The sequence below is a fragment of the Dyella choica genome, assembly GCF_003977665.1.
GTDB lineage: Bacteria > Pseudomonadota > Gammaproteobacteria > Xanthomonadales > Rhodanobacteraceae > Dyella_B > Dyella_B choica.
Map to the genome: position 1 here is coordinate 1 of NZ_RYYV01000004.1, position 26088 is coordinate 26088.

Genomic DNA, 26088 nt, shown 5'->3' on the forward strand with positions numbered 1-26088 from the left:
GTATCGAATGTTCGGCGGGAAGATCGTTTCATGGGGATCGGTCTCGGGGCGGGAATCATCCCCTATCGCGGTGTCCGAAACCATTAGACCAGGGCATGCCGCCATGTTTGAGCACACCGCGAGGTTGCTTCACCCCACCCCAGCCCTCCCCTACTACACGTAGGGGAGGGAGCAGTTATTCGCCAGCTGAGACATAACGCTAATCAGGTGCATGCAGGGGAGGAGCTTGCTTCAGACACGGATGGAGCTGAGCAGTGCGCCCGCGCCGGAATGACGAGCAAAAACATCAGGCCTGCCGTAATCGGAGCTCATTTTGCGCGCACAGTGCTTTCGGCGGTTGTCGCACCCAACTCCAACGCATCGCGACTCCAGCCGCCCCCAAGCGCCTTGATCAACAGCACGCTCGAAGTCATTCTTCGGGTCCTAACGTCCACATCCGCCAGGCGCGCCTGAAGTTCGATGTTTTGCGCTTGCACGACATCGAAGTAGCTTTGCAGGCCGCCTTTGTAGAGGTCGGTCGCATGCCGCGTCGTCTCGGCAGAATCGGTTACGGCGGCCTGCTGGGTTTGGGCTTCCTGCGCCAGCTGGTTCAGGGAAACCAGGTTGTCTTCCACCTCGCCAAAAGCCTTGAGCACGGTCTGGCGATAGGTCGCGACGGCCTCGTCGTGCTGGGCGCGTGCCTTGGCATTGATCGCCCCGCGCCGGCCGCCGTCGAACACGTTCAGCGTTGCGCTGGGGCCGAACGACCAGGCCTGCGAGGAAGCGGAGAACACCGAGCCGGCCCCGCCTGCTGCGAGCCCGATCAGGGTGTTGAGGTTGATGGTGGGAAAATAAGCGGCGCGGGCCACGCCGATATCGGCATTCGCGGCCGCCACGCGGCGTTCGGCCGATGCGACGTCCGGCCGGCGCTCAAGCAGCTGCGACGGCAACGCCGCATCGATCGATGGCGGCTCGACATCGAGCAAGTGCCCGGGAAGGCTCAAGTTCGCCGGTGGCACGCCGGTGAGGATCGCGATGGCATGTTCGAGTTTGGCGCGCTTCAACTTGATTTCTGCGGCCTGGGTGCGGGCGCTTTCCCACTGGGCCCGCGCCGCGGACACATCCGATTTCCTCGCATAGCCCACCTTGATGCGCGCTTCGGTGAGATCGAGGTTGGTTTGATAGTTTTGCACCGTCCGGTCGAGAATGTCCTGTTCGGAGTCATAGCCGCGCAGTAGAAAATAATCGACTGCAAGCTCCGCGTGCACGCTGAGATCGAGCGTGGCCAGGTCGCCTGCGGACGCTTCCGTACGGTATTTTCCGGCACGCGCTTCATTGCGCACGCGCCCCCAGATATCCAGCTCGTAACTGAAGTCGAGTCCCAGGTTGTATTGCTGGAAGGTGCGGTGCGGCAACGGATTGGCAACGTTGCCGGAAAGATGGTTGCGCGTGGCCGATCCGTTGGCGTCGATGGTCGGGTAAAAGTCGGCCTGGGCTTGCCGTGCATCCGCCCTCGCCTCGTCGAAGCGCGCGATGGCGCCTTGCAGATCCTGGTTGGCTTGCGTGACGCGCGCTTCGAGCGTATCGAGCGTTGCGTCATGGAACACCGTCCACCAGTTTTCGCGCGGTATGGCGTCGCTCGGCGTTGCCGTGATCCACTGCCCCGCTTCCTTGTAAGCGCTGACCGGGGGCGTCGACGGCCGACTGTATTGGGGCGCCAGATCGCAGGCACTGATAAGCGTGGCCGCAAGCATTACCAGCAAGGGGCGCACGCGAACAGCAGGCTTCGTTTTCATGTCTTGTCGCCCCTGATGGCACTGTGCCCTGCCCCTTCGGCAACATGGGCGCCAAGCGGTGTATTCGTGCCGGATTTGGCGCTGCGAACATGCACCAGTGCTCCCGTTTCCAGCGAAGCGGGCGGATTGAGAATGACCGCATCGCCCGGCATCAGGCCCGTGGTGACTTCCACCACCGGGCCGAAGTCGCGGCCGAGCGTCACGGGATGCAAAACGACATGGCCGTCCGGCGTGGCTGTCGCAATGCGAACGCCTTCGGCGCGGAACAACAATGCATTGGCCGCAACGCGCACACCCTGGGCTTCGTTGGCGATCTTAAAATGCACATCCGTGTAACCGCCCGGCAGCAGCTCACCTTGGGCGTTGTCCTCCTCCAGTTCCACCAGCAGCGTGCGTGCCACCGGATCGATGGCGTTTGCCGTGTGCACGAGCCTGGCATCGAAGCTTCTGCCCGGGTATTCCGGGAAACGCAACGCCACCGCCACGTCCGGCTTGATCTGCGCGGAGTAGCTCTGCGGAACTTGCACATAGATGCGCAGCTTGCTGGTGTCGGCAACGCGGAATAGCTCCGGACCACTGCCGCTGCCGGCATTGATGAGATTGCCGACATCGGTCTTTCGCTCTGTGACGATGCCATCGTAGGGAGCGACGACATGCTCGAACCCGACCAACTGCTTCAGTCGATCCACATTGGCTTCGTTCGACGCCACCAGTGCCGCCTTGGCCGCCGCGTCGCTCGATGCCTGGTCGTCATCCTGGGCCGAAACCGATTGGGTCGGCAGCAGCGCATGCACACGCCGCGCGGTGGCTTCGGCCACGCGGGCATTCGCCTTCGCCGTCAGCAGGTCGGCCTCGGCCTGGCGAAGTTCGCGATCGACTTCGGGCGAGTCGATCTCGGCCAGCAGGTCGCCCGCTTTCACATGGGCACCGATATCGGTATACCAGCGTTTGAGGTAGCCGCTGGTTCGAGCGTAGATCGGCGTATCGAACTGCGCCTGGACCGTGCCGGGAAGAACGATGTCCTCCACGGCGGGTGGCAGCTCCGCCGGCACGACGGCCACATTCAACACCGATGTTTCGTTGGTGGCGCGGACCAGCGAAGCTTGCGCCGCGTGACGAGACCACAAGCCGTCGACAACGAGGAGGGTCAGGATGAGGAATCCGGCAAAGAGGATCCAACGCGTCCTGTGCCGTCCTGTTCCGGAATGAATTTCAGCAGTCATGGTCGAATCTCTCTAAGACAAATCTTGGGCTAATTCCGTCGACCGGCCGGGTGCGCCGGCACGCTGCCGGTACCCGTGCAGGAGCGAAAAAACAGCGGGAACGAAAACCAGCGTGGCGAGCGTGGCCAGGCACAAGCCGCCGATGACGGCGCGTCCGAGCGGCGCGTTCTGCTCGCCTCCCTCGCCCAGGCCCAGCGCCATGGGCAGCATGCCGATGACCATCGCCAGCGCGGTCATGAGTACAGGGCGGAAGCGCGCAAACCCTGCCTCCAGGGCGGCCTTGGTGGGGTCCCCCAACGCCAGCAGCCGATCGCGCGCGTGGCTCACCACCAGAATGCTGTTCGCCGTGGCGACACCCACACTCATGATGGCGCCCGTCAGGGCCGGCACGCTGAGCGGCGTATGCGTCAGGAACAACATCCAGACTATGCCGGCAAGCGCGGCGGGAAGCGCCGTTACGATGATGAACGCGTCGGTCCACGACTGGAAATTGATCACGATGAGCAGATAGACCAGCAGCACCGCAAACGCCAGGCCACCGTACAAACCCTTGAACGACGCTTGCATGGTTTGCACCTGGCCACGAATGGCAATCGACGAACCCTTCGGCAGCTCCTTGCGCATGGCATCGACGACCTTGTTGACGTCTGTTGCCACTGCGCCCAGATCGCGATCCTGCGGCGAGGCGTAGATGTCGATCAGGGGCGCCACGTTATAGTGCGAGACCACGGCCGGCCCCACGCCACGATGAATCGAACTGACCGCACCCAGGATCTGCGGAGCGTTGGCGGATGCCCCCGTAATCGGCACGTTGCGCAGCGTGTCCAGTGAATTGAGTTGCGGCTGAGGCGTCTGCGTGACCAGCGGATAGGAAACGCCCGACTTCGATTCCAGCCAGAAGGTGGGATTGGTCTGGAAACTTCCCGTTAGCGACACCAGCAAATCGTTGGCGATATCGCGCTGCGAAAAGCCCAGTTCCTGCGCCCTGCTCCGGTCGACGTTGACATCGAATTCCGGATAGTCCAGCGCCTGCTGGATATGGGCATCGGCTATGCCGGGCACGAGGCGCACCCGATCGAGCAGCTTCTGCGCGAACTGGGTGTTGCCGGCGACATTGAAACCGCTGACCTGGATATCCAGGGGGGCGGGCGCACCGAAATTGAGGATCTGGGTGACGATGTCCGCGGGCAGGAACGAAAACGAAACCCCAGGAAATTCGCGCGGCAACACCTCGCGCAGGCGCCGGATGTAATCCGCCGTCGCGCCATGCTTTTCGGACAGGGTGATCAGGATGTCGGCATCGGCGGCCGTGGTCGGCGCCGAATTGCTGTAGGACAGATTGATGCCGCTGACCGGCAAGCCCACGTTGTCGACCAGGCTTACGATCTCGCCCGGCGGAATCACCGTGCGCACCGCGGCCCCTACTTCGTCGCTGAGCTTGGCGGTTTCCTCGACACGCAGGCCCGCATGCGCCCGCACATGCAACTTGATCTGGCCCGTATCCACCGAAGGGAAGAAATTGCTGCCAAGCGTCGGCAACAGCAGCAAGGAAGCCAGCATGACGCCTAGAAACGCCGGGATGAAGACACGGCGCTTCGCCAGCACCTGCTTGAGGGCCTCGTGGTAGCGCTGGCGTAACGACTCGAAGCGATCTTGAAAGCCCTGCTGGAAGCGCACCAGCGGATTGCGCGAGACGCGGCCCGGCTCGGCCGGCTGGTGCATGTGCAGCCAGTATTTGGCCAGCGTAGGCACCAGGGTGCGCGACAGGATGTACGAGGCCAGCATGGCGAAGCAGATGGCCTCGGCCAAGGGCACGAACAGGAAGCGCGCGACGCCATCGAGCAGGAACATCGGCACAAACACGATGCAGATGCACAAGGTGGCCACGAAGGCCGGAACGGCAATTTCATGGGCGCCGTTGAGAATGGCCTCCTCGACCGCCTCTCCTCTTTCCAGATGCGTATTGATGCTTTCTATCGCGACGGTCGCATCGTCGACCAGGATGCCGACGGCCAGCGCCAGGCCGCCCAGGGTCATGATGTTGATGGTCTGGCCCAGCAGCGACAAGGCAATGATGGAAGCGAGTATCGACAACGGAATCGACAGCGTAATGATCAGCGTCGATCGCCAGCTGCCTAGGAAGAGCAGGATCATCAAGCCCGTGAGCGCGGCCGCCGTAACGCCCTCGCGGATCACGCCGTTGATGGCGCCTTTGACGAAGGTGGACTGATCGCCGATCGGCTGGATATCCAGCGATGGCGGTGCTGCTTCACGCACCAGGGGCAGGCGCTGCTTGATCTGTTCAATGATATCCAGCGTCGAGGCCTTGCCCGTCTTCTGGATAGTCATCAGCGACGCGGGTTGGCCGTTGACGCGCACGATATTGGTTTGCGGCGCGGCGCCATCGCGCACATGGGCCACATCGCGGAAATAGACAATGGTGCCGTTGACAGTTTTGATCGGCAGGTTGTTGTATTCCTCCACCTGCTTCGGGCTGCCGTTCAACTTCACGTTGTATTCGAACTCGCCGACCTTTTCCGTGCCAGCAGGAATGATCAGGTTCTGCGCAGCTATCGCGTTGACGACGTCCTCGGCAGACACGCCGCGCTCCTGCAGCAGCCGTTGATCGAGATCGATCTGGATCTGCCGTTGCCGGCCGCCGTACGGATAGGGAATGGACGCCCCCGCCACGCCGGCCAACTGGGTGCGAACGAAGTTGTTGGCCTGGTCGAACAGCCCCTGCTCCGGAATCGTGGGGCTGGATAGCGCCAACTGGATGATAGGTACGCTGGAAGCGTTATAGGAGAGGATCAGCGGCGGCGTGATCCCCGGCGGCAACTGCTTGAGCCACGCCTGGGAAACCGCGGTGAGCTGGCTCATCGACAGGTCGACGTTGGTGCCCGGCTGAAAGAAATACTTGATGACGCTAACGCCATTGATCGACTGCGATTCGATGTGCTCGATATCGTTGACAGTGGCCAGCGAGGCGCGCTCGAAGCTTCCGGTGATGCGACCGCTCATCTCGTCCGGCGGCAAGCCGTTGTAGGTCCAGATGACGCTGACCACCGGGATGCCGATGTTCGGGAAGATGTCCTTGGGGGTCCGCACCACGGTCTGCACGCCCAGGATGAGCAGCAGCAAGGCCAGGACGATGAAGGTGTAGGGCCGGCGCAGGGCCAGTTGGACGATCCACATGGCGTGGGTTCTCGATCGAAAGGTTTCGTTATTAAACCTATTTATACGCCGCTTGGTTTAATAAAGCAACCGTTTGTGCTAGACTGCGCCCCAAGCTTCCGGACCAGGTGGGACAAATGCGCCGAGTACGACTAGATGATGCGAACTGCCCGGTCGCCCGGACCCTGGACGAAATCGGCGACTGGTGGACGCTGCTGATCGTCCGCGATGCCTTCGTGGGTAGGACACGCTTCAGCGAATTTCAGAAGAGCCTGGGCCTGGCCAAGAACATCCTGGCCGAGCGGCTGAAGATGCTGGTGGCCAACGGCATTCTGGAAAAACGCCCTGCTTCCGATGGCGGTGCGCGCAGCGAGTACCACCTGACCGACAAGGGGCGCGACCTTCGATTGATCCTGATCGCGTTGCGCCAGTGGGGCGAAGATCACTTGTTCGAGGATGGTGAAGACATGACGGTGATCCGGGACCCCGCTAGCCAGCCCATTGCTCGGCTGCGCCTGGCGAATGCTGTCGGAGAGGAACTGGGGCCTGAGGATATTCGGGTGGTTCAAGGGCACAAGAAACGACACGCGAAGGCGGGGCGGGTCGAATCGACGCTTGCCTGATGAACCCTGGAAACGTTGCCGGATCCGCTGGATGTCTACAGACGCTGGTCCCGTAAGGCCGGAAATCAGAGGTATTCCGTTCTAGTAGCGCCCGTTTTGGGTCGGGGTGCACTTTGCGGGAAGCGTACGTTGCCCCTGAGGTTTGAAGTTAGACACCATCGCCATAACAATCAATCACTTCCAGTGGCGCAAGCATAGCTGGAAAAGTCACCAATTCTGAGCGCGAACCGTTGCCCTAGCCCGGGAATGCAAGGCCGAGCATCGTTTTTATTTGCCAGAAATTCTCTAAACATATCAGTTTATCTGACTGATAACTAAACAAAAATACATTTTTAGATAGTTAATAACGTTGAATTATCCCGCCTGATTGCTTTTCATCCGCCAAGATTGGCTCAGAGGCATTACTGAAGCCCCCCCCCTAGCACGTCCACCCGTCCAAAAGTGTGATACCCGTCTTGAAAACAAGCGAACAGCCTCAACGATTGCCATGAAGGGGCTTTCATCTTATTTCGACGTCGCACCTTGTGAGACGCGGCGCATGTAGCTTGGCCCCATTTATTAGGGAGGGACAAATGACCAAGTTTCCCGTCGCCGTACCCCAGATGCACGATCTCCCGAAAGGGATTCATCGCATCCGGACGCTTCCGAGCCCGGATCTCGAGGCGCTCTGGGAGTCGATCGTTGTCGACAAGCCACTCAAGGATAGACTCATTGGCCAAGCGGTTCTGAATTTCACTGTTCGACCAGGAGTCAGTCGAACGACTCTGCCCCTGCACGGGGTGATCTTGCTGGTGGGGGCGCCTGGAACTGGAAAGACTTCCTTGGCGCGGGGGCTGGCCAGTCGCATCGCGAGCGTGATGGAGGGGGCGAAGGGTTTTCGGCTCTTAGAGGTCGAGCCGCACTCACTAACAAGCTCTGCAATGGGCCGAACGCAGCGCGCCGTCTCAGACTTGTTCTCGCAGGCCATCGCTGAAGCTGCCACCGGCGGTCCTACCGTTGTCTTGCTCGACGAAGTGGAAACACTGGCCGCCGATCGTTCTAAGTTAAGTCTGGAAGCGAATCCAATCGATGTACATCGAGCCACCGACGCCGTACTTGTTCAACTCGACGCGCTGGCCGAGCAGTACCCGCACCTGCTTTTCGTGGCCACCTCCAACTTTCCGAAGGCGATCGATGCCGCTTTCACATCACGCTGCGATCTCGTCGTGCATGTCCCCCTGCCAGACCAAGAAGCGTGTCGCAAAATACTCGCCGAGTGCTTGGAGGGTCTTGCATCAAAGTACCCCTCGTTGAAGCAATTGGCGCATTCACCACAATTGGAGCAATGCGCCAAGATCTGCGTCGGACTTGATGGGCGTGCCGTACGAAAGGCTGTAGCTACCGCATTGGCCAGCGACCTTCGCGTTGCCGTTGATCCGAATCGTCTGACCATGGACCTCTTGCGCAGCAGCTTGACCACCACCAAGCGGGCTCGCACCGAAGGAGCTCAGTCATGACCACCGTGATCAGCCGTACATTCCGCAGCACACCACATCGTAGCGGCGGGGAGACTTGGTCAGCCATCGTCAGCCTTCTGACACGCGGTCGCGAGTCCACCGCTGCCACCGAACTGCGCTCGGTGGCAGGTATCGCTACCAGCTTGATCGTCGACCAAGCGGCTGCTGGCGCTCCCATTGTGGTTACATGCTCAGGGCCTCGTACGCGTATTTACTGCGTGCACGACGACAACTCGCTGGACGACTCAACCGAAGACGAAGGCCCCCTCGGTTTTGATCCGTTGGAAGGCGACTGGAGGGTATCGCTGCCATGCCACGCGGAGGATCTGGCGTGGGTGACACGTTCACTCAAGGCTTTGAGCGAACGTATCACGGCGAGGGACGCGGCCGAAGGAATCGCAGTGTCCGAAACCACTCAGTCAGCCGCCGACTCCGCTCCGGCGTTGAAGGTTAACCTGAAGGAGTTGCTCAAGTGACGACCGTCAGCGTCTATTCCTACACCCACTCGGTCACGTACGTGGCGGATAACATCCTGAAGAGTCTTAAGGACATAGTCCGCCTTAGCGGATTGGATCCCGGCAAGTTCGCGAACGACTGGGACACGTACCAACGAGGCATCCGGACCTGGCTTGAATCAGAACACCTCGAACAGGTGACACTGGAGGTCTACCATCCGACTACCGACGCGTTAATCACGCGCTGGGATATCACCATCAATTATCAATGGACCTCGGGCGACGGGTCGTTCTGGACAGACACCGAGCAGCTTCGCTATGCCATTCAGAAGGCAGGTGTCGTGCCGTCTCAGGCCGACTATCGGCTGATCGTTCACAACAAATCAGGCAAGCCTGCAGTAGACGGTTGGTCATCGGCCACCTTTCGTGCAACCGATGGCATGGTGCGCCAGAGTCTTGGTGGGACCGTGCAGCACCAGGGGCTGAGTGGAAGTGCGTCCTATTGGAGAAAGGCCTAATGATCACCCTCAACGAGGCGTTTCGGAAGTTCCGCAGCCGCTTGGAACTCAACGATCGCGAGCAAGACAATGCATCAGCACGCCACAATGAAGTGAGAGATTTCCTCTCTACGAAGTTTGACATTGAGCGCGACTTCCTCACAGGATCCTATGCTAGGTACACCAAGACTAAGCCGCTGAAGGACATTGACATCCTGTTCGAGCTGGGTAATGACGAGCAGCACTATCGCAAGAAATCTCCTTCAGCGCTGATTCGTGCCTTCCATGATGCGTTAGTCGAGAAGTACGGGAAGGACAACGTGAAGGAGGATGGCCGTGCTGTGAATGTCAGTTTTGGGGTGAAGCCGGACCAGGACGACAACACAGATTATCGTATTTTGAGTATCGATGCGGTTCCGGCCTTCCGATCGGGAAGCCACTACGAGATTCCTGACGCCGATACCCAAGAGTGGATCCAAACTAACCCTGAGATACACGACGAGAAGTCAATCGAGGCCAACAAAGCCTATTCGGGCGAGTGGAAGGGGCTGGTGCGCATGCTGAAATATTGGAATAACAACAGCAAACACGGTGAGCGCCCGGTGAAACAGTCTTTCATGCTGGAGGTCATGGCTCTCGACTGCCTTTACGGTGACTGGCAAGGCCGCTTCGATTACGAATTCCAGGGGCTGTTTGCGACCCTAGCCGATCGGATCTTCGACCCCTGGCCAGATCCGGCTGGGCTTGGACCGCCAGTGAGTGACAGCATGACAACTCTGCAGAAGACACGTGCTCGCGATTTGCTCCAAGCAGCTAGCCAAGAGGCTAGCTTAGCCATCCACCTAGCACGGCAGGGCAAAAATGGTGAGGCGCTAGCTGCCTGGCGCAACCTCTTTGGACCGAAGTTTCCGCTATCGTGAGGTGCGTGCATGTCCCGCTCAGACCCCGTCCGGACTAGGTATTTCACCCCTCTCACGCGGGCCGAGCTCGCATCGGACGTACTGTTCTACACTGGCGCGGCACTTTCCATCGTGGTGCTTCTTGTTGATAAAACTTTGCGCCCAACTCTGCACGGAAGCCTGATGACGGTATTCGCCGTGTCGGTCGCCGCACTTTTTATAATCACCATGGTCATCCGGTTGTATTTCGCACCTCGTGCTGCTGATCATCGCGCACGCGATTTCGTGAGCAGCGTCTATAACGTAAAGCTGACCCACGCATTGACGGATGGGTATTACAACAACACGCTTCGGACTTCTGAGGCCCGCCTCGCAGCGCAGGTTCTCGAAAACACCCATTTCAGCAAAGCAATAGTTCTGGCGATGGTAAAAGACGAGCGCATTAAGGTCGGCATCTATGCAACCGCATGGCTAATCACATTACTTAATCGTCAGGCGAGTCTCGATTTTATTCTCGTAGGCTCACAGGTTGTCCTTAGCGAGCAAATCCTTTCAAAGTGGCTTCGCATGGAATGGCTGCGCAGTCGTTGCGAGGCCATCTATAACGACGTTTACGCATTGTTCCAATCACGGCCTAGCGAAGACACCTTCAATGCTCGTGCGCTTGAAGCCTTCGGCAAGTACGAGAGTGCCAAAGCCAACGCAGCCGTGACGCTTTCAGAAAGAATTTTTCAGAAGCAGAACAACGATCTAAGTTCGGAATGGAGCGATATCAAATTAGCCTTAAGGATGGAGCAAAACCCATAGCATTCATCAATTGGATTACACGCCGAGACGGAAATGACTAAGTTGCTTAGGGAAAACGCAAATAAGTGCATGGACACCCTACATAAGTTGCTCGGGGTATGGTTCATTTTAATCGTATGCACAGCATACCTGCCATCGGCTTCGGCGAAGGTTAATCTTCCATTTACAGACTTAACAATTCCAGGTGACTCCGTCCGCTGGGCCTGCATGCTGGCGATTTTTTTAATAGGCCTGATCGGCCACGCCATCGTGACCATGCTCAGACGCCTGAGCGTGTCTATTGCGGAAACTGAGAAGCCGATTGCGATATTTACCTACCCTTCAATCGCTACTCTTGGTCGTTCGGGTGATCGTTTTCTTCTTGGAATAGGTCTAGCGTTCGTGCAGTACATGGTAGCCGCACAAGCATTTCCTCATTGGCAATATCTAGGCGGCCATATCTGGCTTGGTGTGGCGTTCGGTTTTTCCTTGCCCATGTATTTTTTAGGATTGGCACTAGCAAATTGGCAACGCTTGGCAATTGAGGAGATCGAGGCGAAACCCTTCACAACAACGAGCCAACTTGCTGAAAATGGCAGTGACCAATGAAGCACGGAGCCAACCCCTACTAGGATGGATCCGGATCGAAGGATGACGGGCACCCTCGCAATTACGATCGAAAGCGACCTAGTCGCTGCGGGAAATGGCCAATTACCACACCACAAACAACACGCTCTAATCGCTCTATCCCAGGCCCTCGTTCGACCAGAGATGCTCACGCGAAAAGGATACACTGGTCTGGGCTTCTAGTTTGCGGATAATTTATGCCTAAAAAACGGAAATTACTTATCACTGTTGGTGCTGGCGCCTCGATTGATTTCGACATGCCATCGGTTAGAGATGTCGACAAACTACTAGATGAACATGCCGGGAAAGAATACCCGCTGGCCGCCGACCCTAGCACCAATCTTTATCGCTTTTGTCGAGATGCAATCAACCTCTACTATGGAGGATCGCCAAAATCTAAGCGTCGCAAATGGACGAATTTCGAGGAGGTTTTGTATCAAATAAACCTATTGATTTCCCATGTATCGGATCCGTCCCGACTTCAAGGGTTCAACGCTTTAATAATGGCTCCAATTCTTCCTGACGTTATAGACTTTGGTGAGGTGAAGCCAACTGATGGACACATTTTGCGCAGGCTAGTGAATACATCAATAGATGCCATTGTCGATCGATTTGTTGATGACTGCGAGAAAGCCAGTAAAGCGAAATCGATTGAGATTGCTGAACTTGGAAAATTTCTAATCGCTTTGTGGGAAGAATTCGAGATCGGCATCATCACGTTGAACTACGATGATCTCATCAGTCAGGCGATGCCTGGGCTCCACACCGGTTTCAACATAACCGGCAATTTTGATCCAATGTCAGTTCTGGCGCGAACAGACTGGAACTTCCTCTACCACCTTCATGGTTCGGTGCACTTCGGGATGACCGGAGTTGATCACGATATACATGGCATCACCTGGGTAGACTCGTCGTCGAAGAGCGATGCGATCTATGCGTACGGTCGTAACAGTCAGGACTCCATGGAGGGCACACCATATCCCACGTCCACTATCGTCGCAGGCTACGGCAAACCTCAGCAAATCCTACGTCAGCCATTCCGTACATATTTCGCCCAGGTAAATCGTCTTGTCCACGAAGCCGATTGCCTTCTTTTCCTTGGGTATGGATTCAGCGACTTGCATCTCAATGCCGTGTTTTCTGAAGTACGCGATCGCCGGCGTCCTATTGTCATAGTTGATTACGCAAGCGATAAGCAAGATGCCCTCTCATTCCGTTACGATGATTGGTCATACAACCTAACTAGGACTTTGCGAACCAACCCTGGGCAGATGAGCCGGCCAGGCCATCTGGCTCCTGTATCCGTCGCTGAGCTTAGAGCTGACTACGAGCTTGAAGTATCGAACGATCCCAATCGCCCACTGGCCGTTTGGTACAACGGAATGCTGGAGGCATGCCGGCACCCTGAAAAAATCTTGGCAAATCTGCGATAACCGAATCCAAGATAGATTGAGGCATGCTCCTTTGACGCTCTGTTCCTATTGAATAGTCGCACTGGTGTTTGCCACGCAATCGTCAAAGACTGTTCGCAGCGCTTTTGTATTGTCGATAGACGAGACTGTCGACAGCGTAGCTGCGTTTCCATTGGCGATTGCACCGTTTATATCTCCATCGTTCTTCACGACACCACCGCCTATTTGCTGCACAGCTTGCTGCTGCTGAGTAAAGATATCCTTCAAGTTAATTTGGCCGCTTGCGAGCTGTGATCTAATTGTTCTTCGAATCCTGTCTACGGATATAAATATCTGAGTCGACAACGCGCTTTTTGAGGCATCCACTTGTGCATTAAAATTCGCCACAGCCTTAGCGACAAAAGAAACATTTTGTTGCACTATTGCCGCCTGGGTGCTTGTCATTTGAGTAATGAGGTTTTTTTGTTGCTGGGTTGGATGCTGCGAGAGAAGGCTTTGAATAGCCGCATTTTGGCTCGAATTGGCCAAAGATTGCATCCATGTTGCAGCAAGCCTGTCAGTGTTCGGCGCCACCTGGGGCGTCGGTGGAGATTGCGGAGCCGGGGCGCTAGGATCAGGCGCGTTTGTCCTTGAAGTGCTTTCTAGCGCCACGGCAGTGTCTCTTACACAGGTAAGAGCATTTGCGCCAGCGGCAATAATAGGTAGTCTGTTGTCGGCACCTGTTGCTTGATTGAACCCAACCAGCGCGGCAAGTGCGACGCCTATATTTTTCAAAGGTATCCTCGGTACTCTGGTTCGCGTTGCTAGGTAACCAGCATAGGTACCCGCGCCAACTACCGTGTAATTCATTTCGCGACGGTAATTGCCGATCTGGCTTTCCATGTCCTCCAGTTCATTTATCGCTGAATCTAGGCATTTATAGTTAACGTTTGAGTTAATGCCCGAGGCTACTTGGTAGGCCTCTACCTGATTACAGTTGTGACCCGGCGGATGGCCCAAGTCCTGCATATTTGCCATGTGCGGCCAGACTCCTGCCGTGATGCATCCACTGAGACACATTACGATGGCACAAATGGCAGTCGACCTAACAGCCAATTTGACAATACCGCAAGCCTTGATCATGAGACCTCCCCTAGGACTCTTGAATGAAAGCCGATACCAATTTTAAGCGATGAAAGCTCGGCAAAAAAAGGCAATTCGGCGGCGATATTGCCAGCCAAAAAGCATGAACCTAAAGATAACGACGCACTGCAGTACACACCCCAGGGATGCGATAGTGCCCATCAGATAAGTGAAGAAGTGGTGAAGACGCTCTTTTGCAGTTACCCCTGGTAATTCTTTCAGACACAGAAAAGCACTACGTATATTTCCAAGATATTTTTATGAAAATAATGAAATGCAACCATACTTTGAAGCCATCAACCTAATTTGTAATAAGAGCTAGATGAGCTTGCATAACCCCTTTTGGGTGAGCCACCAATTTTGAGCAGCGCGACGTAATGTGTCTAATCGCGAGCTTACGTGGGTAATAAAATATTTTAGACCGATGGAACAGATATGGAAAATTCTGTGATTATGCATCGCCAGCACATCCGCGCACGAAAAAAAGGCGAACACCTACATCGCACAAGCAAAGCCATCTGTTAAGGTCAGACCGTCACCGGCGCCACTTCATTTGCAAGCTACGCCGGAGACCATTGCAGCAACGCAGCAAGAAGCGCGGGTCGCAGGGGTTGGCGCCCATACGACCCGCTAAATCACAACCAACTTATTGGGAGTTGATCATGATCTGCAGCGATGATACGACACGAGTTCACCCAACTGTAACCTTCTGGCTCATCAACGAGTCCCACCTGCCCCTGGAGCCCGAGCAGGCCAAGCGACATGCCAACCTCATGAGAATCGCTGGTGCGTCTTTGGCGATGTGCGTCATTCGAAATCTCTTGAGAGACCACAAAACCGCCCGCCAGGCGAAGGCGGCTGGTCGACAAGCTGATATCGATGCAAGGCAGTTGAGCCCATCACAAGTGCAAGGTCTGCGCGCAGCGCTTTACTTCCTTCGCGTGCATAGCGATGGGCAGCTGCATGCAGAGCGGGACGAATAGTTCGTTTGAGTATGTAAATCTCTTTGCGGCACACCGACTGAAGAGCGGTGTGCCGCCGATGGCGTTTCAAAGCGAGTCGGCATTCCGGCGAAGGCCAGAATCCAGGGCAAGTATGAGACATGGATTCCGGCCTTCGCCGGAATGACGATGAGGTTGGATGACTCTCGGCCTATACACGGTTTTCCGTGGGATCCTATGATCCCTGCCTACGCCTATCGGGAAGGGACGAGGCAAATCATGGATTCCATGGCCAAGACCGCAAGACTTGCGGGCCTGCTGTACGTCATCGTTGTCGTGACGGGCATTTTCAGCCTGCAATACGTACCCTCGCATATCATCGTGAGCGGTGATGTCACTGCCACCTTCAACCATCTCGTGGCGTCGGAGTCTTTGTTCCGCGCTGGTATTGCCGTCAATGTGATCTCCCACGTTGCGTTCGTCCTGCTTCCGCTTGCCCTGTACAAACTGCTCAGCCCGGTGAACCGATCGGCAGCCGCGGCCATGGTCGCCCTGGCCCTGGTATCCGTGCCGATGGACTTGTTGGCCGTTGCCTATCAGCTGGATATCCTCACCCTTCTGCACGACGACACCTATCGGCAGGCGCTGACCGCCAATCCATTGCACTCGATGGTGCAAGCGTCGCTCGATGCCTTTGACGACCGAATCACCCTCGCCGAGATGTTCTGGGGACTCTGGCTGTTTCCGTTTGGCTATCTGGTTTTCCGCTCCGGCTTCCTGCCCCGGCTGCTTGGCGTACTGTTGATGCTGGGATGCTTCAGTTATCTGATCCTGTTCTTCGCCCAGGTATTGAGGCCCGGCTACGACGTTCCCGGTTTCGTCATGTTGCCCGCCGCGTGTGGCGAGATCGGTATTGCGCTATGGCTGCTGATTGTCGGCGTGGGGCGGAAAGCGACGGCAAGCCGTTGATGCCTGGGATTTCCCTTTTTTGGGCTTGGTACTGTCCACCGCACAAGTAATGAAGTCCAACCCAATCCCGCTCCCTCTTGCCTCATCGCCATTCCGGCGCAGGCCGTTTTGAGTGCTTCGCACGACGCATTGAAACTGGATTGACCAGCTCCGCTGTTGTAAGGCGCCTCGGCTTTCGCCGGAATGACGGATGGAGCCGAATGACGAGCGGAACGGATCACCCACCCTAGCGCCCTGTCTTCCGTCGCACGGAGTGCAGCGCATTCTTGGTCAGGTTCATGGCCGTGTAGAGCTCCGTCAGCGATTCGAGAGGGCCTGGCACCCACTCCTTGGCGAGTTGCTGCTTGGCGACGTCATTCTGCGCCCGCTCGGCGCCTAAGTCTGGCGAATCGCTGCCTTCGAGTTCCTGTTCGAGTTTGAGCTGTGCCTTGGCGAGGCGCTGAACCGTTCGCTGAAGTTCTTCCCCGGTAGGCCTCCAGGCGGCGTTGTTCTTAGGCAGTGGCGTCACCACTGCCGGGATGCTCTTGACTACGACCTCATTGAAGAACTGGTTACTCTCCTCCATCTGGTATTTCACCCCCGGCTGGGCCACGTCGTTGAGCGTGGTTGTCATGTTCGGCGGGCGTGGGCCGATTCCGCTTTCCTGCGGGCCGCTCTTGGCGATCTTCCACTTGCGCCATTCGGTCTTGTCGAGTGCAAAGCGGATCACGATGCCGCCCTTGCCGGCAAAGGTGGTGGCGAAATACGAGGCGTGGTCGGCCGAGCCAACGCTGAAATTGATCCCGGCGCTCAGGCCGGTCACGGTGCCGCCTCGCTTGTTCGCCGGAATGATGTTCGACCCGTCGACGTAGACGCGCGAGGCGAAGACTTCACCTTGCTCGATCTGGCTATCGAACTGATCCTTCTTCGAGCTGATCTGCGTCAGGATCGTCCTCACATCGAGCGACTTCTTCCGCGCCTTTTTGCCGAATTTATCGATGTTCTCTGAGCGCCTGGTCGCTTCCTTTGTTGCGATGCTATTCCATTGCAGGCGCAGCGCTTCCACCTCTTTCTCACGACCCTGGATATCCTCGGTCAGCTCCGCCATGGTGGCGTCGAAGGCGGCTTGCGGCGTGACGAGTTTCTGCACATCGGAGAGCTGCTTGGGGCTCTTGGGCGCGCCCTCCATACGGAATGCCCACACGATCTCCCCCGGCTCCTTCCATTTCTCCTCTTTCTTTTCCTCGACTTCCAGCGATTTCTCGGCGGCCCCCTGCTTCGGCTCCCGGCCTCTGGTCGACACCCAGAGGGCAGCGCTCTCGAAGCTGTCGAAGCATATGTCCGCCGTCCGAACGAGGAACGGGCCCAGTATGTGGGTTACCTCTGGCTCCCTCCTCTTGTCGCCGAACAGGGCGTCCACTAGCGCGTCGAGGTTCCCGATGTCGTAGCCCGCCATGCCTTGGCGCCCGATGACCACTTTTTCCTGCTGGCGCGCGTCGAAAGTCACATAGCGCTGAACCACGGGTGCGGCCGTGCGCTGCACGCTTGCAGCCGTGGCGAGCTGGCGGCTCGGACTGGGGCGTGGGTCTTGTTTCTTGCCTGCCCCACCCGCCAATGCCCGCGCTCCCATCACATCCGCTTCCCTCTCCAGCCCCACGTCGTCGTTCACGCCCACGCCCGCTGTCTGCACGGTTTCTTTTACGCGGCCCTGGCGTTGCTGCACGACGTGCCAGGCTTCGTGCGGAAGATGCCGCTCCTGGCCCGGCCCGAGATGGATGTCTTTGCCCTGGGCGTAGGCCAAGGCGTTCAACTGGGCGGGCTTTCCGGAGTTCCGATGCACCTGGACATCGGACATGTCCATGCCGGAGAGGGACTCGATGCCGGTCCTGAGCGGCTTCGGCAGGCCTGTCTGCGAACCGTTGCCCTGGCGCTGGACCGCGTCGCCAAGCATGGCTTGCACGGCGCGAAGTTGGGAGACGATCCGTGGCGACCGGTCGATCCGCGCCTGCATATCAACGCGTTGCAGCGTTGCGTTGACCGAGGACTCTTCAAGCGGGGTGCCGGCTTGAGTCCCCTTGGCCTGACGCGCCGCGGTCGCAGCCGGCTGGTGCTGCGCCGTGTCGGCAGGGCCATTGCGGAGTTTCATGTCGTATCCTTGGCAGGGATTCACGGGCAGGCACCACGATAGCAATCGTCGGCTCTCAAAACTATCGGTCGACTGGCTATGTTCAATATGCGGGAATCAGGTTTCAGCATATTAAAGGGAGAATCAATGCGTTATTTCCGCAGCCTGTTCTTTTTTCTCGTATTGGCTACCGCGGCCTGCATGGCGAATGCGGCTACAAGTGATAGCGGCAGCATTGCGCAACTCGGATTCCGCTTCATGCATCGCTGCGTGTTGCATTCCAGTGGCGCAGTCGATTGCGTGAGCGAAAGCCCATTCCTTGGCGGCTCACGAGGAGGAAGCGGCGAGGTCACCTTTCGCCCGGTGCAGATGATCGCGCGCGGCACAACGCAACTTTCAGTCGGCGATTTCTCAGCCTGCGCCATTGTCGGCGGCGCACTGGATTGCTGGGAAAAAATACCCGCGACAGGCAAGCAAGGGGTCGCACCGAAGCAACTCATCGCCTCTGGCGTAACGGATGTGTCGGTCGGCGACGATCACGCCTGTGCGGTTGCCCATGGTGCGGCGCTGTGCTGGGGGTCGGACTCCTATGGACAGTCCGGCCACAGCGATGGCAACGCACAATCCACGCCGTGGCAGGTGATCGCACATGGCGCCACCAAAGTGGCTGCGGGCGGCGACCTCAGTTGCGCGATCGCGGATGGCGCACTGTGGTGCTGGGGCCACACCGGACTCGCGAGCGATCCCCACGCTAAGGACTATGCAGGCGATTACCCACCGCTGCGCGTGTTTGCGCACGATGTAAGCGCTGTGGCGGCAGGCGCACATCATGTCTGTGCGATCATCAAGGGCGCGTTATGGTGCTGGGGCGACAATAGCCACGGCCAAGTCGGTCTTGGCTATTCTCGCGACCATGCACAGCATTCGCCCAATGTGCTGCCTTGGAACGCGAAAGAGGTCCGAGAGTTCGCGGATGGCGATCAAACGTGCCTTTCGTCCTGGAAAGACATCGCCTGCCAAGTAGAGCATCCCGTCAAGGTCATCGCCTACGGTGTGACCGACGTGTTCGCCCGCGATAACGAAACCTGCGCGCTGGCGAGTGGCGCCTTGATGTGTTGGGGCTACAATTGGGGAGGCCAGCTCGGCATCGCATCCGACAAGCAAGACGTGATCAAGCCAACCGTGGCGATCCCGCTCGGAGTCACCTTCGTCGCCACGGATCGCAATCGCACTTGTGCGGTCATGACCGGCGGCACGTTAAGCTGCACGCAACCATGCAAGCACGACTACAACCAATGTCCGCAAAAACCGGGATTCGTAACCGGCGATCCTAACGAAATGTCCGGCCTCGAGGCGCGCGTTGGGGTCTGGCGCGGCAGATTTGGCGATTCGAAGGTGATGGTGTGCCTGGAGCGCCCGGACACACTTAACGGCTCGATGTATTACTACCTCCGGCACCGCTTCAGCATTCCACTTCAGGCCAACGACAATTCCGGCGCGACATGGAACGAAGCATCGCCCAGCGGGCAGGCGTCAGACGGGTCAAAACCGGTCGCCCTTTGGAACTTGCAAGTGCCTGTGGGCGATGTGATGGCCGGCACATGGTCTGCCGCGGATGGCTCGCACAAGGCGCCGATCCAGCTCACCCGTGTCGCCGATGCGGGCACAAGTCTCGGTGCGGGCTGCGATGCAGTCGATGGCAGTCCGTCCCGGCTCGCTTTCAATGCGCCGCGCGTGGCGTCCCAGGAACTCAACGTCAACCAGTCATCCGACGGATTGCGTACGATCAGTGCGTTGAACGGCAATATTTCGTTCGTCGAACTGCCCACTTCCACGCCGCATGCCGCGCGCTTCAATGCCGCCATGCGTGACTGGTTCGCTGATCAAATCGCGGGCTATTACGAGTGCGCGTCCTCCAGTTTCAATGGCACCCCCGATTACAACCAAGCCTACGCCATTGACCTACTGACACCGTCATGGCTGGTCGCGCAGGAAACCTATTCGGCTTTTTGTGGCGGCGCCCACCCTTCGGGCGGCACAGCGGGCTATACGGTGTGGAACCTTGACACCGGGAAGACTGTGAATCCTTGGGACTTTATCAAGGACAGCCACTGGGACTTCCTGAAAGAGGTCAACCACTGCGATAACGTGGATAATTGCCGGCGGCGGCCACCAGCTGGCCTGGCTGCGATCATCGTCGCACACTTCAAACACGACAATGCCAACGACAGCGATTGCGCCGATGCAATCGACGACAACCTGAATTACCTGCAGCTGCATCCGGAGAAAACCGGCATGGTATTTTCGACCACCTTTCCGCATGTGATCCAAGCGTGCGATGAGGACATCAACTTGTCCTGGAGACAGCTCAAACCATTTCTCACACCGCAAGGCGAGGACGCCATGCAGTCGTTGAGCCAAGGTCGTTGACGACTGGAGCATCTGAATCACGTCATTGGATTCGATGCCCACAAAGGCATCGTGCACTCGCTCCAGTGCACTGTGTGTGTCGACGCGCGAGCCCGCGCGTCGACGCAACCACGGACGTGACGCTCAATGGCCTCGCCAGTACTGCGCAAATTCCACACTGGCGTGGCCCGGGAACATCACCGAGCAGCAAGCAATTCCCACACGGATAAGGCCGTTGGGGGTCAGGCCATCCATAAGGTGATCCCACACTAGAATCCGGATACCCAATAACAACCCCTTAGCCATCTAACGATGATCTTCAAGCTAACGGCCGAATCAGGGGGCGGAGGGGCACATCTGGAAAGCGCACTCCGACCCTGACGTCAGGCCGGTGACGGTGCCGCCTACCTCTCCCGCTGGAATCATGTTCGATCCTTTGAGGTAAACGCGCGAGGCGCCATGACCATGACTTTCCTTGGAGTCACAAACTCGCGCGCGTCCTTTTGTCATTTCTTCACGGACCACCAGATCCTTCACCCTCGCTGCGCTGCGAAAAGCTTCGATGGCATCGACTTGCCTCCCTGCCAGGACTTTCTTAGGATAAGCGGAGTAGCTATTCTTCAAAAGCGCCTCCTAGCCGGAAGCCTGTTGCAGGAGGGGGCGAAAGCGGGACGCGTTCTTTGCGCCTATCGACCAGGCATCTTCCTTCGAAGATAGCGAGTCGATTTTGTCGGATTGAATTAGCTCGACCTAAATGCAGCAGCGGATTCATGAAATTTCCTTATTCGCGGAGGTTTCCCATGTCCAGGCTCGGCAAAGATATCAACTCAGGCGTTGAAATGACGCTGATGCGGCCTCACCTTCGCTTCAGCTCAGGCGGCATTGTTCCCATCTCCAAATCCAGTACATACCCTGGTATGTATCAGATCTCCGGCTGCAACTTCTACATTGACGAAGATAAGTTGCAGCCGCACGAAAAAAATATTTTCGAGATGAGTCGGGACGGGATCGACTTCGAGAAGTTCTATTGCAGTTGGATCAAGAACGAGGCGAGCTGGTTTCGTGGATTCAATTGCTCGCACTTCAGCTATCCGGCCATGTTGAACGGCAAGCTTGCGTCGGAGGGAAATGATGACATTCCCTCTTTCTCTATGACGAAAGGCGTCAAGACGCGTTGGCTTCCAGGTTGCTTCATTCATGATTTGTGCACAACGGCTGCCATCAGCAATACCGATGAATTTACCGATGTTCTTTCTTCGGGCAAGCATGTCCCTGTCGCCATCGTGGTAAAAGTGAAACTGGGCAAGGATATCCCGATTCCTGTCGCCTGGTTGAACGTTGGCGAACAAGTTATACGTGGTCCTCTCAATGGACCTGCTTTCAGCTTTGAGTCGATCGTATGGCTGTGCCTCAAGATGCCGAAGGTAACCAACTTCCCCCCCAATCTCCCGCCACCACCGCCGCGTCCTTACAATCCAAGTGGGCAGCTTGTGATCGATAAATGGTGGAATGAACAGGGCAAGCCATGGGTGGACAGCGTCGATTTGGTTGGCGGCTACCAATGTTTCCTTAAGCAAAAATGAGCGTATGCCGAGGGTGACGAACAATGCAGCGCGTTTCTGTTAATGCATAGAGCGGGACTTCTTCGCCTGGCATGGATGCAGCCGAAGCAGCGATCACCTCCAGGGGACTGATGCCGCTCCATGAAATCTTATATCCGGCCTCCTTGGCCAATTGACTGATAAATTCGCGCTGAGTGCGACCGTTGCCCTCACGAAATGGATGCAGGGCGTTGATCTCCCCCATGTAGTACACCGCGCGCAGGGCAAACTCGTCGAGGGAAGCGTTTGAGAGGTTTGCGCGTTCGCGAGCAAGCGCTGCAAAAAGAACTTTGCTATCAGAAACAATGTATGGCCAGGACGCGAGCCGTCTCGCACCCTTACTGATATCGATTGTACGGAGCTCGCCAACCCAGTCGAAGACTTTCTTGAACAGATGCTCGCGCATGACTTGCAGATGCTTGAGATCGAAGCTGGTCGCCAAGGGGGCGTGTCCCAAACCTTCGCTGCGCGAACCGCCTCCATGGCATGGAGGCGATCGAGATGCTGTTCGTCCTATATGCCAAATTTGTTGCGTAACGCGCCCTTGCCTGGGTCGATGTAGGGATCGGCTCCTGCGCCGTATTTATCCACGAGTGACCTCGATGGCCGCCTTGGTGAACTCCTCATTCGACATGTTTTCACGAATGGCCCGCGCCCAGAGCTCGCGCATGGCGGGCGTGAATAGGTCAGCCCCTCGCCCTACCCTCGATAACACTCCCTAATCACCGCGCGATCTCGCGATAGGTTGCTCAGCGACGCATCAGCGCGTTAGAAGCAACGGACATGTCCTGGATCAATTGGCCGAACTCGACAGCCGCTGGCGTCTTGCCGCCAGCGCTCCAGATCAGAGTGAAATCCGCATCGGACAACGATGGCAAGCCGTAGATGCCATCGACGATGCGCATGCCGGGTTCAACATCATCCCGGGTCAATACCGTGATGGCGAGCCCTGCCATTACCGCAGCGCGGATGCCTTGCTGGCTCTGCGAGGTGAAGACGACGTGCCATTCGACGGGAGTACTGTCCAAAGCCGTAAGCCCCACCTGCCGGTTGATACATGGCGACGGGAAGAATGCGAACGGCAAGGATGCACCCGGTAACACCTCGAACGATTCGGCGGCCACCCATACAAACTGTGTTCGCCGCAAGGGTGTGCCGTCGTCGCTATCCGGTGCTGACATCACCACGGCCAGATCGAGTTCGCCGGCCTTGATCATGGGCATCAAGTCGAGATTCATGCCGACACTCACGTCGAGCCGCACCGAAGGGAACGCGCGGCCGAACTGGCACAGAAGCGTCGGCAACCGTTCTCCCATGAAGTTCTCGATCACGCCGAAGCGCACGACGCCCGAGATGGGCGATGGCCGGAAGCGCTGAGCCATGCTGTCGAACGTTTGCAGGATCTTTTCCGCGTAGTGCAGAAAGTCCTGGCCGTCCTCCGTCAGGGTCAAGGCACGCGTGGTGCGATACAGAAGCTGCCGCCCGACCTGCTCCTCAAGCCTGCGGATCTGGTGGCTAATCGCGGACTGAGTCAGGTTGAGCCGCTGAGCCGCACGGGTGAAACCGCCGGCTTCCTTGACGGCGACGAAGGCACGCAGCAGAGCGGGATCGAAGTCCATGGGCTTGGATTAATGATGGTCGCTAATGAATAGCACAAAATTAAATCATTTCCATCATGGCTTTTGCACACCCACAATGGCCCCGCCATCCCCTCTCGATGTGAGCCTCAGGTACCGGTAGCGGCACTGCTGGCCGGACTCCTGCTATCCACCTGTAGCTGAGGAAGACCCTCGATGATGCGCCCGGCTCGCCGGCAACCACTCCCAAAAAGGAAGGATTCGTGCCTCTCTCCCCTTCGCGCAAGAGCGCCGTCGCGCTGGTCGCCATTTCCCTGGCTGCGCTGATGTTCGGCCTGGAAATCTCCAGCGTGCCGGTGATATTGCCGAACGTCGAAAAAACGCTGCACGCCAGTTTCAGCAACGTGCAGTGGATCATGAATGCCTACACCATCGCCTGTACCACAGTGCTGATGGCTGCGGGAACCTTGGCCGATCGTTATGGGCGAAAGCGCCTTTTGCTCATCAGCCTCCTCGCGTTCGGCGTCACCTCCCTGATTTGCGGTCTGGCGCGCGATGCGTCCGTGTTGATCGTCAGCCGTTTTCTTCAGGGCATGAGCGGTGGCGTCATGGTGATCTGCCAGATCGCGGCCCTTTCGCATCAGTTTCAGGAAGGCTCGCGGCGCAGCAAGGCGTTTGCCGCATGGGGAATCATCCTTGGCATGGGCTTGGGCTTCGGCCCCCTCATCGGCGGCGCGATCCTGGCCCTGTCGAACTGGGCCTGGGTATTCCTGATCCAGGTGCCGTTGGCGACCGTCGCGATGATCCTCGTGAGTGGCAGCGTCGATGAGTCGCGCGATCCCCAAGCGAAAACCTTGGACGTGCCAGGCATGGTTACGCTGTCGCTGGCGGTGTTCGGCCTTACGTTCTTTATTACGCAAGGACCCGATCTGGGCTTTGCCAGTCCCGCGGCGATCACCAGCATGGTCGTCGTTGCGATCAGCTTTGTCCTTTTCCTGTTTGCGGAAAAGCACAGCGCCCATCCCATGTTCGACTTCTCCGTGTTACGCATCCGTGCCTTCTCGGGTGCGCTCTTCGGCTCCGTCGGCATGAACTTCAGTTTCTGGCCGCTCATGATCTACCTACCGATCTACTTCCAAAGCGGCCTCCGTTACGATGTCGTGGCTTCCGGTTTGTCCCTGCTGGCCTATACGTTGCCTACCTTGGTGATCCCACCGTTCGCGGAACGTCTCTCGCTTCGATACCAGCCGCGCATTGTCATCCCCGCCGGCCTCTTCACGATCGGCCTGGGCTTCGTGTTGATGAAGCTCGGTAGCAGCGTCGATCACGCCAGCTGGTTGACCATGCTTCCCGGCTGTCTATTCGCCGGCATCGGCCTGGGTTTAACCAATACGCCCGTGACCAACACGACGACTGGCTCGGTATCGAACGCCCGTGCGGGCATGGCTTCGGGTATCGATATGAGCGCGCGCTTGATTACGTTGGCCATCAATATCGCGCTGATGGGGTTCCTGCTGCTGGAAGGCATTCTGTCTTATCTGCGGCACGTAGCACAGGCTCCGATCGATACTTCCCAGTTACGCGCTATCGCCGGAAAGATTGCTGCCGGCACGCTGGTGCAAGAAGGATCATCGCTACCGGGTTCCTCCCTTGTGAATGTTTCCGACGCCGTCGCCCACGCCGCGCTTGTGCATGGCTTTGGCTGGATGATGCTTTACGGAGGCATCGGTTCCTGGGTATTGGCCGTGGCGAGTTTCATGACATTCGGGTCCGCGAAAGAGCTATCGCGGATGCCAGCCGTCTGCAGCGCCGAGTCCACCTAACGCGTAAAAGCCGCTTTCGAAGCGGACCTTCCACACATGCGAGATCATGGATGTCCCGGTTTGGCGATCGTGTGAATAGTACTGTCTGCTGCGATGGAATGGTCGATGACGCCTTGTGTTCTATTGCGTGAAGATGATTTGGACAACTCTTCCGTCTTTCGCATCAAGATCGATTTCCAACCCTCCACCAAGAGAGCCCGCTGGTAGCGCCTTTTGTTGCACTTTCCATATATCACCGTGTCGTTCGGCATTCATGCCGTCCTGCCACACCTTTTCCGATGATTTTTCTAGCGATGGATTCATCGAAAAATAGATGGCACGCGCAATAGAAATCGCTGCGACTTTGTCTCTTATAACCCCTTCTGGAGGCGGGGACCACCAAGTCTTTTCCCGCGCCTCGCAATTAGCGAAGAGAAAGAGCGATGTAAAAAGTGCCATCGAGACATACATCATTTTTGCTGAAGGTGTTTTCATCGTTAGTTCCCTGGTCCATAGAAAAAATCGCCAGCATGAGAAACAACCATCCCTGGAAGATTATGGCTTCTCGCGTATCTGCCGCGCTACAGCTAACCCTT

General features: G+C 57.5%; 21 protein-coding genes. 13 read left to right on the forward strand and 8 right to left on the reverse strand.

What is annotated here, in order from left to right; translation table 11 throughout:
* Nucleotides 1-308: 308 nt before the first annotated feature.
* Genes EKH80_RS06210 through EKH80_RS06220 form a run of 3 tightly spaced genes read right to left on the reverse strand, consistent with a single transcriptional unit; the run spans nt 309 to nt 6193 of the window.
* Nucleotides 309-1775: an efflux transporter outer membrane subunit gene (locus tag EKH80_RS06210; protein WP_126683877.1), complete on the reverse strand. Its 1467-nt coding sequence runs from the start codon at nt 1773-1775 to the stop codon at nt 309-311.
* Nucleotides 1772-2998: an efflux RND transporter periplasmic adaptor subunit gene (locus EKH80_RS06215; RefSeq protein WP_126683878.1), complete on the reverse strand. Its 1227-nt coding sequence runs from the start codon at nt 2996-2998 to the stop codon at nt 1772-1774. The genes EKH80_RS06210 and EKH80_RS06215 overlap by 4 nt, the downstream gene beginning before the upstream one ends.
* Nucleotides 2999-3010: 12 nt before the next feature.
* Nucleotides 3011-6193: an efflux RND transporter permease subunit gene (locus EKH80_RS06220; RefSeq protein ID WP_126683879.1), complete on the reverse strand. Its 3183-nt coding sequence runs from the start codon at nt 6191-6193 to the stop codon at nt 3011-3013.
* A gap of 116 nt (nt 6194-6309) precedes the next feature.
* Here EKH80_RS06220 and EKH80_RS06225 point away from each other — a divergent pair, with 116 nt between their 5' ends.
* The 8 genes from EKH80_RS06225 to EKH80_RS06260 all read left to right on the forward strand — a co-directional run bounded on the left by EKH80_RS06225 (nt 6310) and on the right by EKH80_RS06260 (nt 12988).
* Complete coding sequence (locus EKH80_RS06225) at nt 6310-6795, forward strand: winged helix-turn-helix transcriptional regulator (protein WP_126683880.1); 486 nt, start codon at nt 6310-6312, stop codon at nt 6793-6795.
* Nucleotides 6796-7367: 572 nt separating this feature from the next.
* A complete protein-coding gene (locus tag EKH80_RS06230) occupies nt 7368-8291 on the forward strand; it encodes an AAA family ATPase (RefSeq protein ID WP_230473456.1) in 924 nt (307 codons plus the stop codon).
* Nucleotides 8288-8767, forward strand: a complete 480-nt coding sequence (locus EKH80_RS06235) for a hypothetical protein (RefSeq protein WP_126683881.1) — start codon at nt 8288-8290, stop codon at nt 8765-8767. The genes EKH80_RS06230 and EKH80_RS06235 overlap by 4 nt, the downstream gene beginning before the upstream one ends.
* A complete protein-coding gene (locus tag EKH80_RS06240) occupies nt 8764-9264 on the forward strand; it encodes an HORMA domain containing protein (protein WP_126683882.1) in 501 nt (166 codons plus the stop codon). Before EKH80_RS06235 ends, EKH80_RS06240 begins: the two co-directional genes overlap by 4 nt.
* The gene (locus EKH80_RS06245) at nt 9264-10163 is read left to right on the forward strand and encodes a CBASS oligonucleotide cyclase (RefSeq protein ID WP_126683883.1); all 900 of its coding nucleotides are present in this window, start codon (nt 9264-9266) and stop codon (nt 10161-10163) included. The genes EKH80_RS06240 and EKH80_RS06245 overlap by 1 nt, the downstream gene beginning before the upstream one ends.
* Nucleotides 10164-10172: 9 nt before the next feature.
* Nucleotides 10173-10949: a hypothetical protein gene (locus EKH80_RS06250; protein WP_126683884.1), complete on the forward strand. Its 777-nt coding sequence runs from the start codon at nt 10173-10175 to the stop codon at nt 10947-10949.
* A 33-nt stretch (nt 10950-10982) separates the two neighbouring features.
* Nucleotides 10983-11537 (forward strand): hypothetical protein, encoded by a 555-nt coding sequence (locus EKH80_RS06255; RefSeq protein WP_126683885.1) that lies wholly within the window; start codon nt 10983-10985, stop codon nt 11535-11537.
* Nucleotides 11538-11752: 215 nt separating this feature from the next.
* Nucleotides 11753-12988, forward strand: coding sequence for an SIR2 family protein (locus tag EKH80_RS06260; RefSeq protein ID WP_126683886.1), 1236 nt, complete (start codon nt 11753-11755; stop codon nt 12986-12988).
* Nucleotides 12989-13033: 45 nt separating this feature from the next.
* On the opposite strand, the gene EKH80_RS06265 is transcribed toward EKH80_RS06260, so the two are convergent.
* The gene (locus tag EKH80_RS06265) at nt 13034-13984 is read right to left on the reverse strand and encodes a hypothetical protein (protein WP_126683887.1); all 951 of its coding nucleotides are present in this window, start codon (nt 13982-13984) and stop codon (nt 13034-13036) included.
* Between the two features lie 767 nt (nt 13985-14751).
* Here EKH80_RS06265 and EKH80_RS06270 point away from each other — a divergent pair.
* Both EKH80_RS06270 and EKH80_RS06275 read left to right on the forward strand, forming a co-directional pair.
* A complete protein-coding gene (locus EKH80_RS06270) occupies nt 14752-15072 on the forward strand; it encodes a hypothetical protein (RefSeq protein WP_126683888.1) in 321 nt (106 codons plus the stop codon).
* Between the two features lie 237 nt (nt 15073-15309).
* Entirely contained in the window at nt 15310-15999 is a 690-nt protein-coding gene (locus EKH80_RS06275; RefSeq protein ID WP_126683889.1) for a DUF4386 domain-containing protein, read from the forward strand.
* A 226-nt stretch (nt 16000-16225) separates the two neighbouring features.
* On the opposite strand, the gene EKH80_RS06280 is transcribed toward EKH80_RS06275, so the two are convergent.
* Nucleotides 16226-18124 carry an eCIS core domain-containing protein gene (locus tag EKH80_RS06280; RefSeq protein ID WP_126683890.1) on the reverse strand — a complete coding sequence of 633 codons (1899 nt, stop codon included), beginning with the start codon at nt 18122-18124 and terminating at the stop codon, nt 16226-16228.
* 126 nt (nt 18125-18250) lie between these two features.
* Here EKH80_RS06280 and EKH80_RS06285 point away from each other — a divergent pair, with 126 nt between their 5' ends.
* Nucleotides 18251-20533 (forward strand): RCC1 domain-containing protein, encoded by a 2283-nt coding sequence (locus EKH80_RS06285; protein WP_158628769.1) that lies wholly within the window; start codon nt 18251-18253, stop codon nt 20531-20533.
* A 779-nt stretch (nt 20534-21312) separates the two neighbouring features.
* Nucleotides 21313-22095 carry a hypothetical protein gene (locus tag EKH80_RS06290; protein WP_126683892.1) on the forward strand — a complete coding sequence of 261 codons (783 nt, stop codon included), beginning with the start codon at nt 21313-21315 and terminating at the stop codon, nt 22093-22095.
* Here EKH80_RS06290 and EKH80_RS06295 read toward each other — a convergent pair.
* Together EKH80_RS06295 and EKH80_RS06300 are read right to left on the reverse strand one after the other, a co-directional pair.
* Nucleotides 22082-22555, reverse strand: coding sequence for a Fic/DOC family protein (locus tag EKH80_RS06295; protein WP_126683893.1), 474 nt, complete (start codon nt 22553-22555; stop codon nt 22082-22084). The two genes, EKH80_RS06290 and EKH80_RS06295, sit on opposite strands and share 14 nt — an antisense overlap.
* A gap of 307 nt (nt 22556-22862) precedes the next feature.
* Nucleotides 22863-23732, reverse strand: a complete 870-nt coding sequence (locus EKH80_RS06300; protein WP_126683894.1) for a LysR family transcriptional regulator — start codon at nt 23730-23732, stop codon at nt 22863-22865.
* A 221-nt stretch (nt 23733-23953) separates the two neighbouring features.
* On the opposite strand from EKH80_RS06300, the gene EKH80_RS06305 reads away from it, so the two are divergent.
* Nucleotides 23954-25513: an MFS transporter gene (locus tag EKH80_RS06305; RefSeq protein ID WP_126683895.1), complete on the forward strand. Its 1560-nt coding sequence runs from the start codon at nt 23954-23956 to the stop codon at nt 25511-25513.
* 120 nt (nt 25514-25633) lie between these two features.
* Here EKH80_RS06305 and EKH80_RS06310 read toward each other — a convergent pair whose 3' ends face one another.
* The gene (locus EKH80_RS06310; protein WP_126683896.1) at nt 25634-25987 is read right to left on the reverse strand and encodes a hypothetical protein; all 354 of its coding nucleotides are present in this window, start codon (nt 25985-25987) and stop codon (nt 25634-25636) included.
* Nucleotides 25988-26088: the final 101 nt, after the last annotated feature.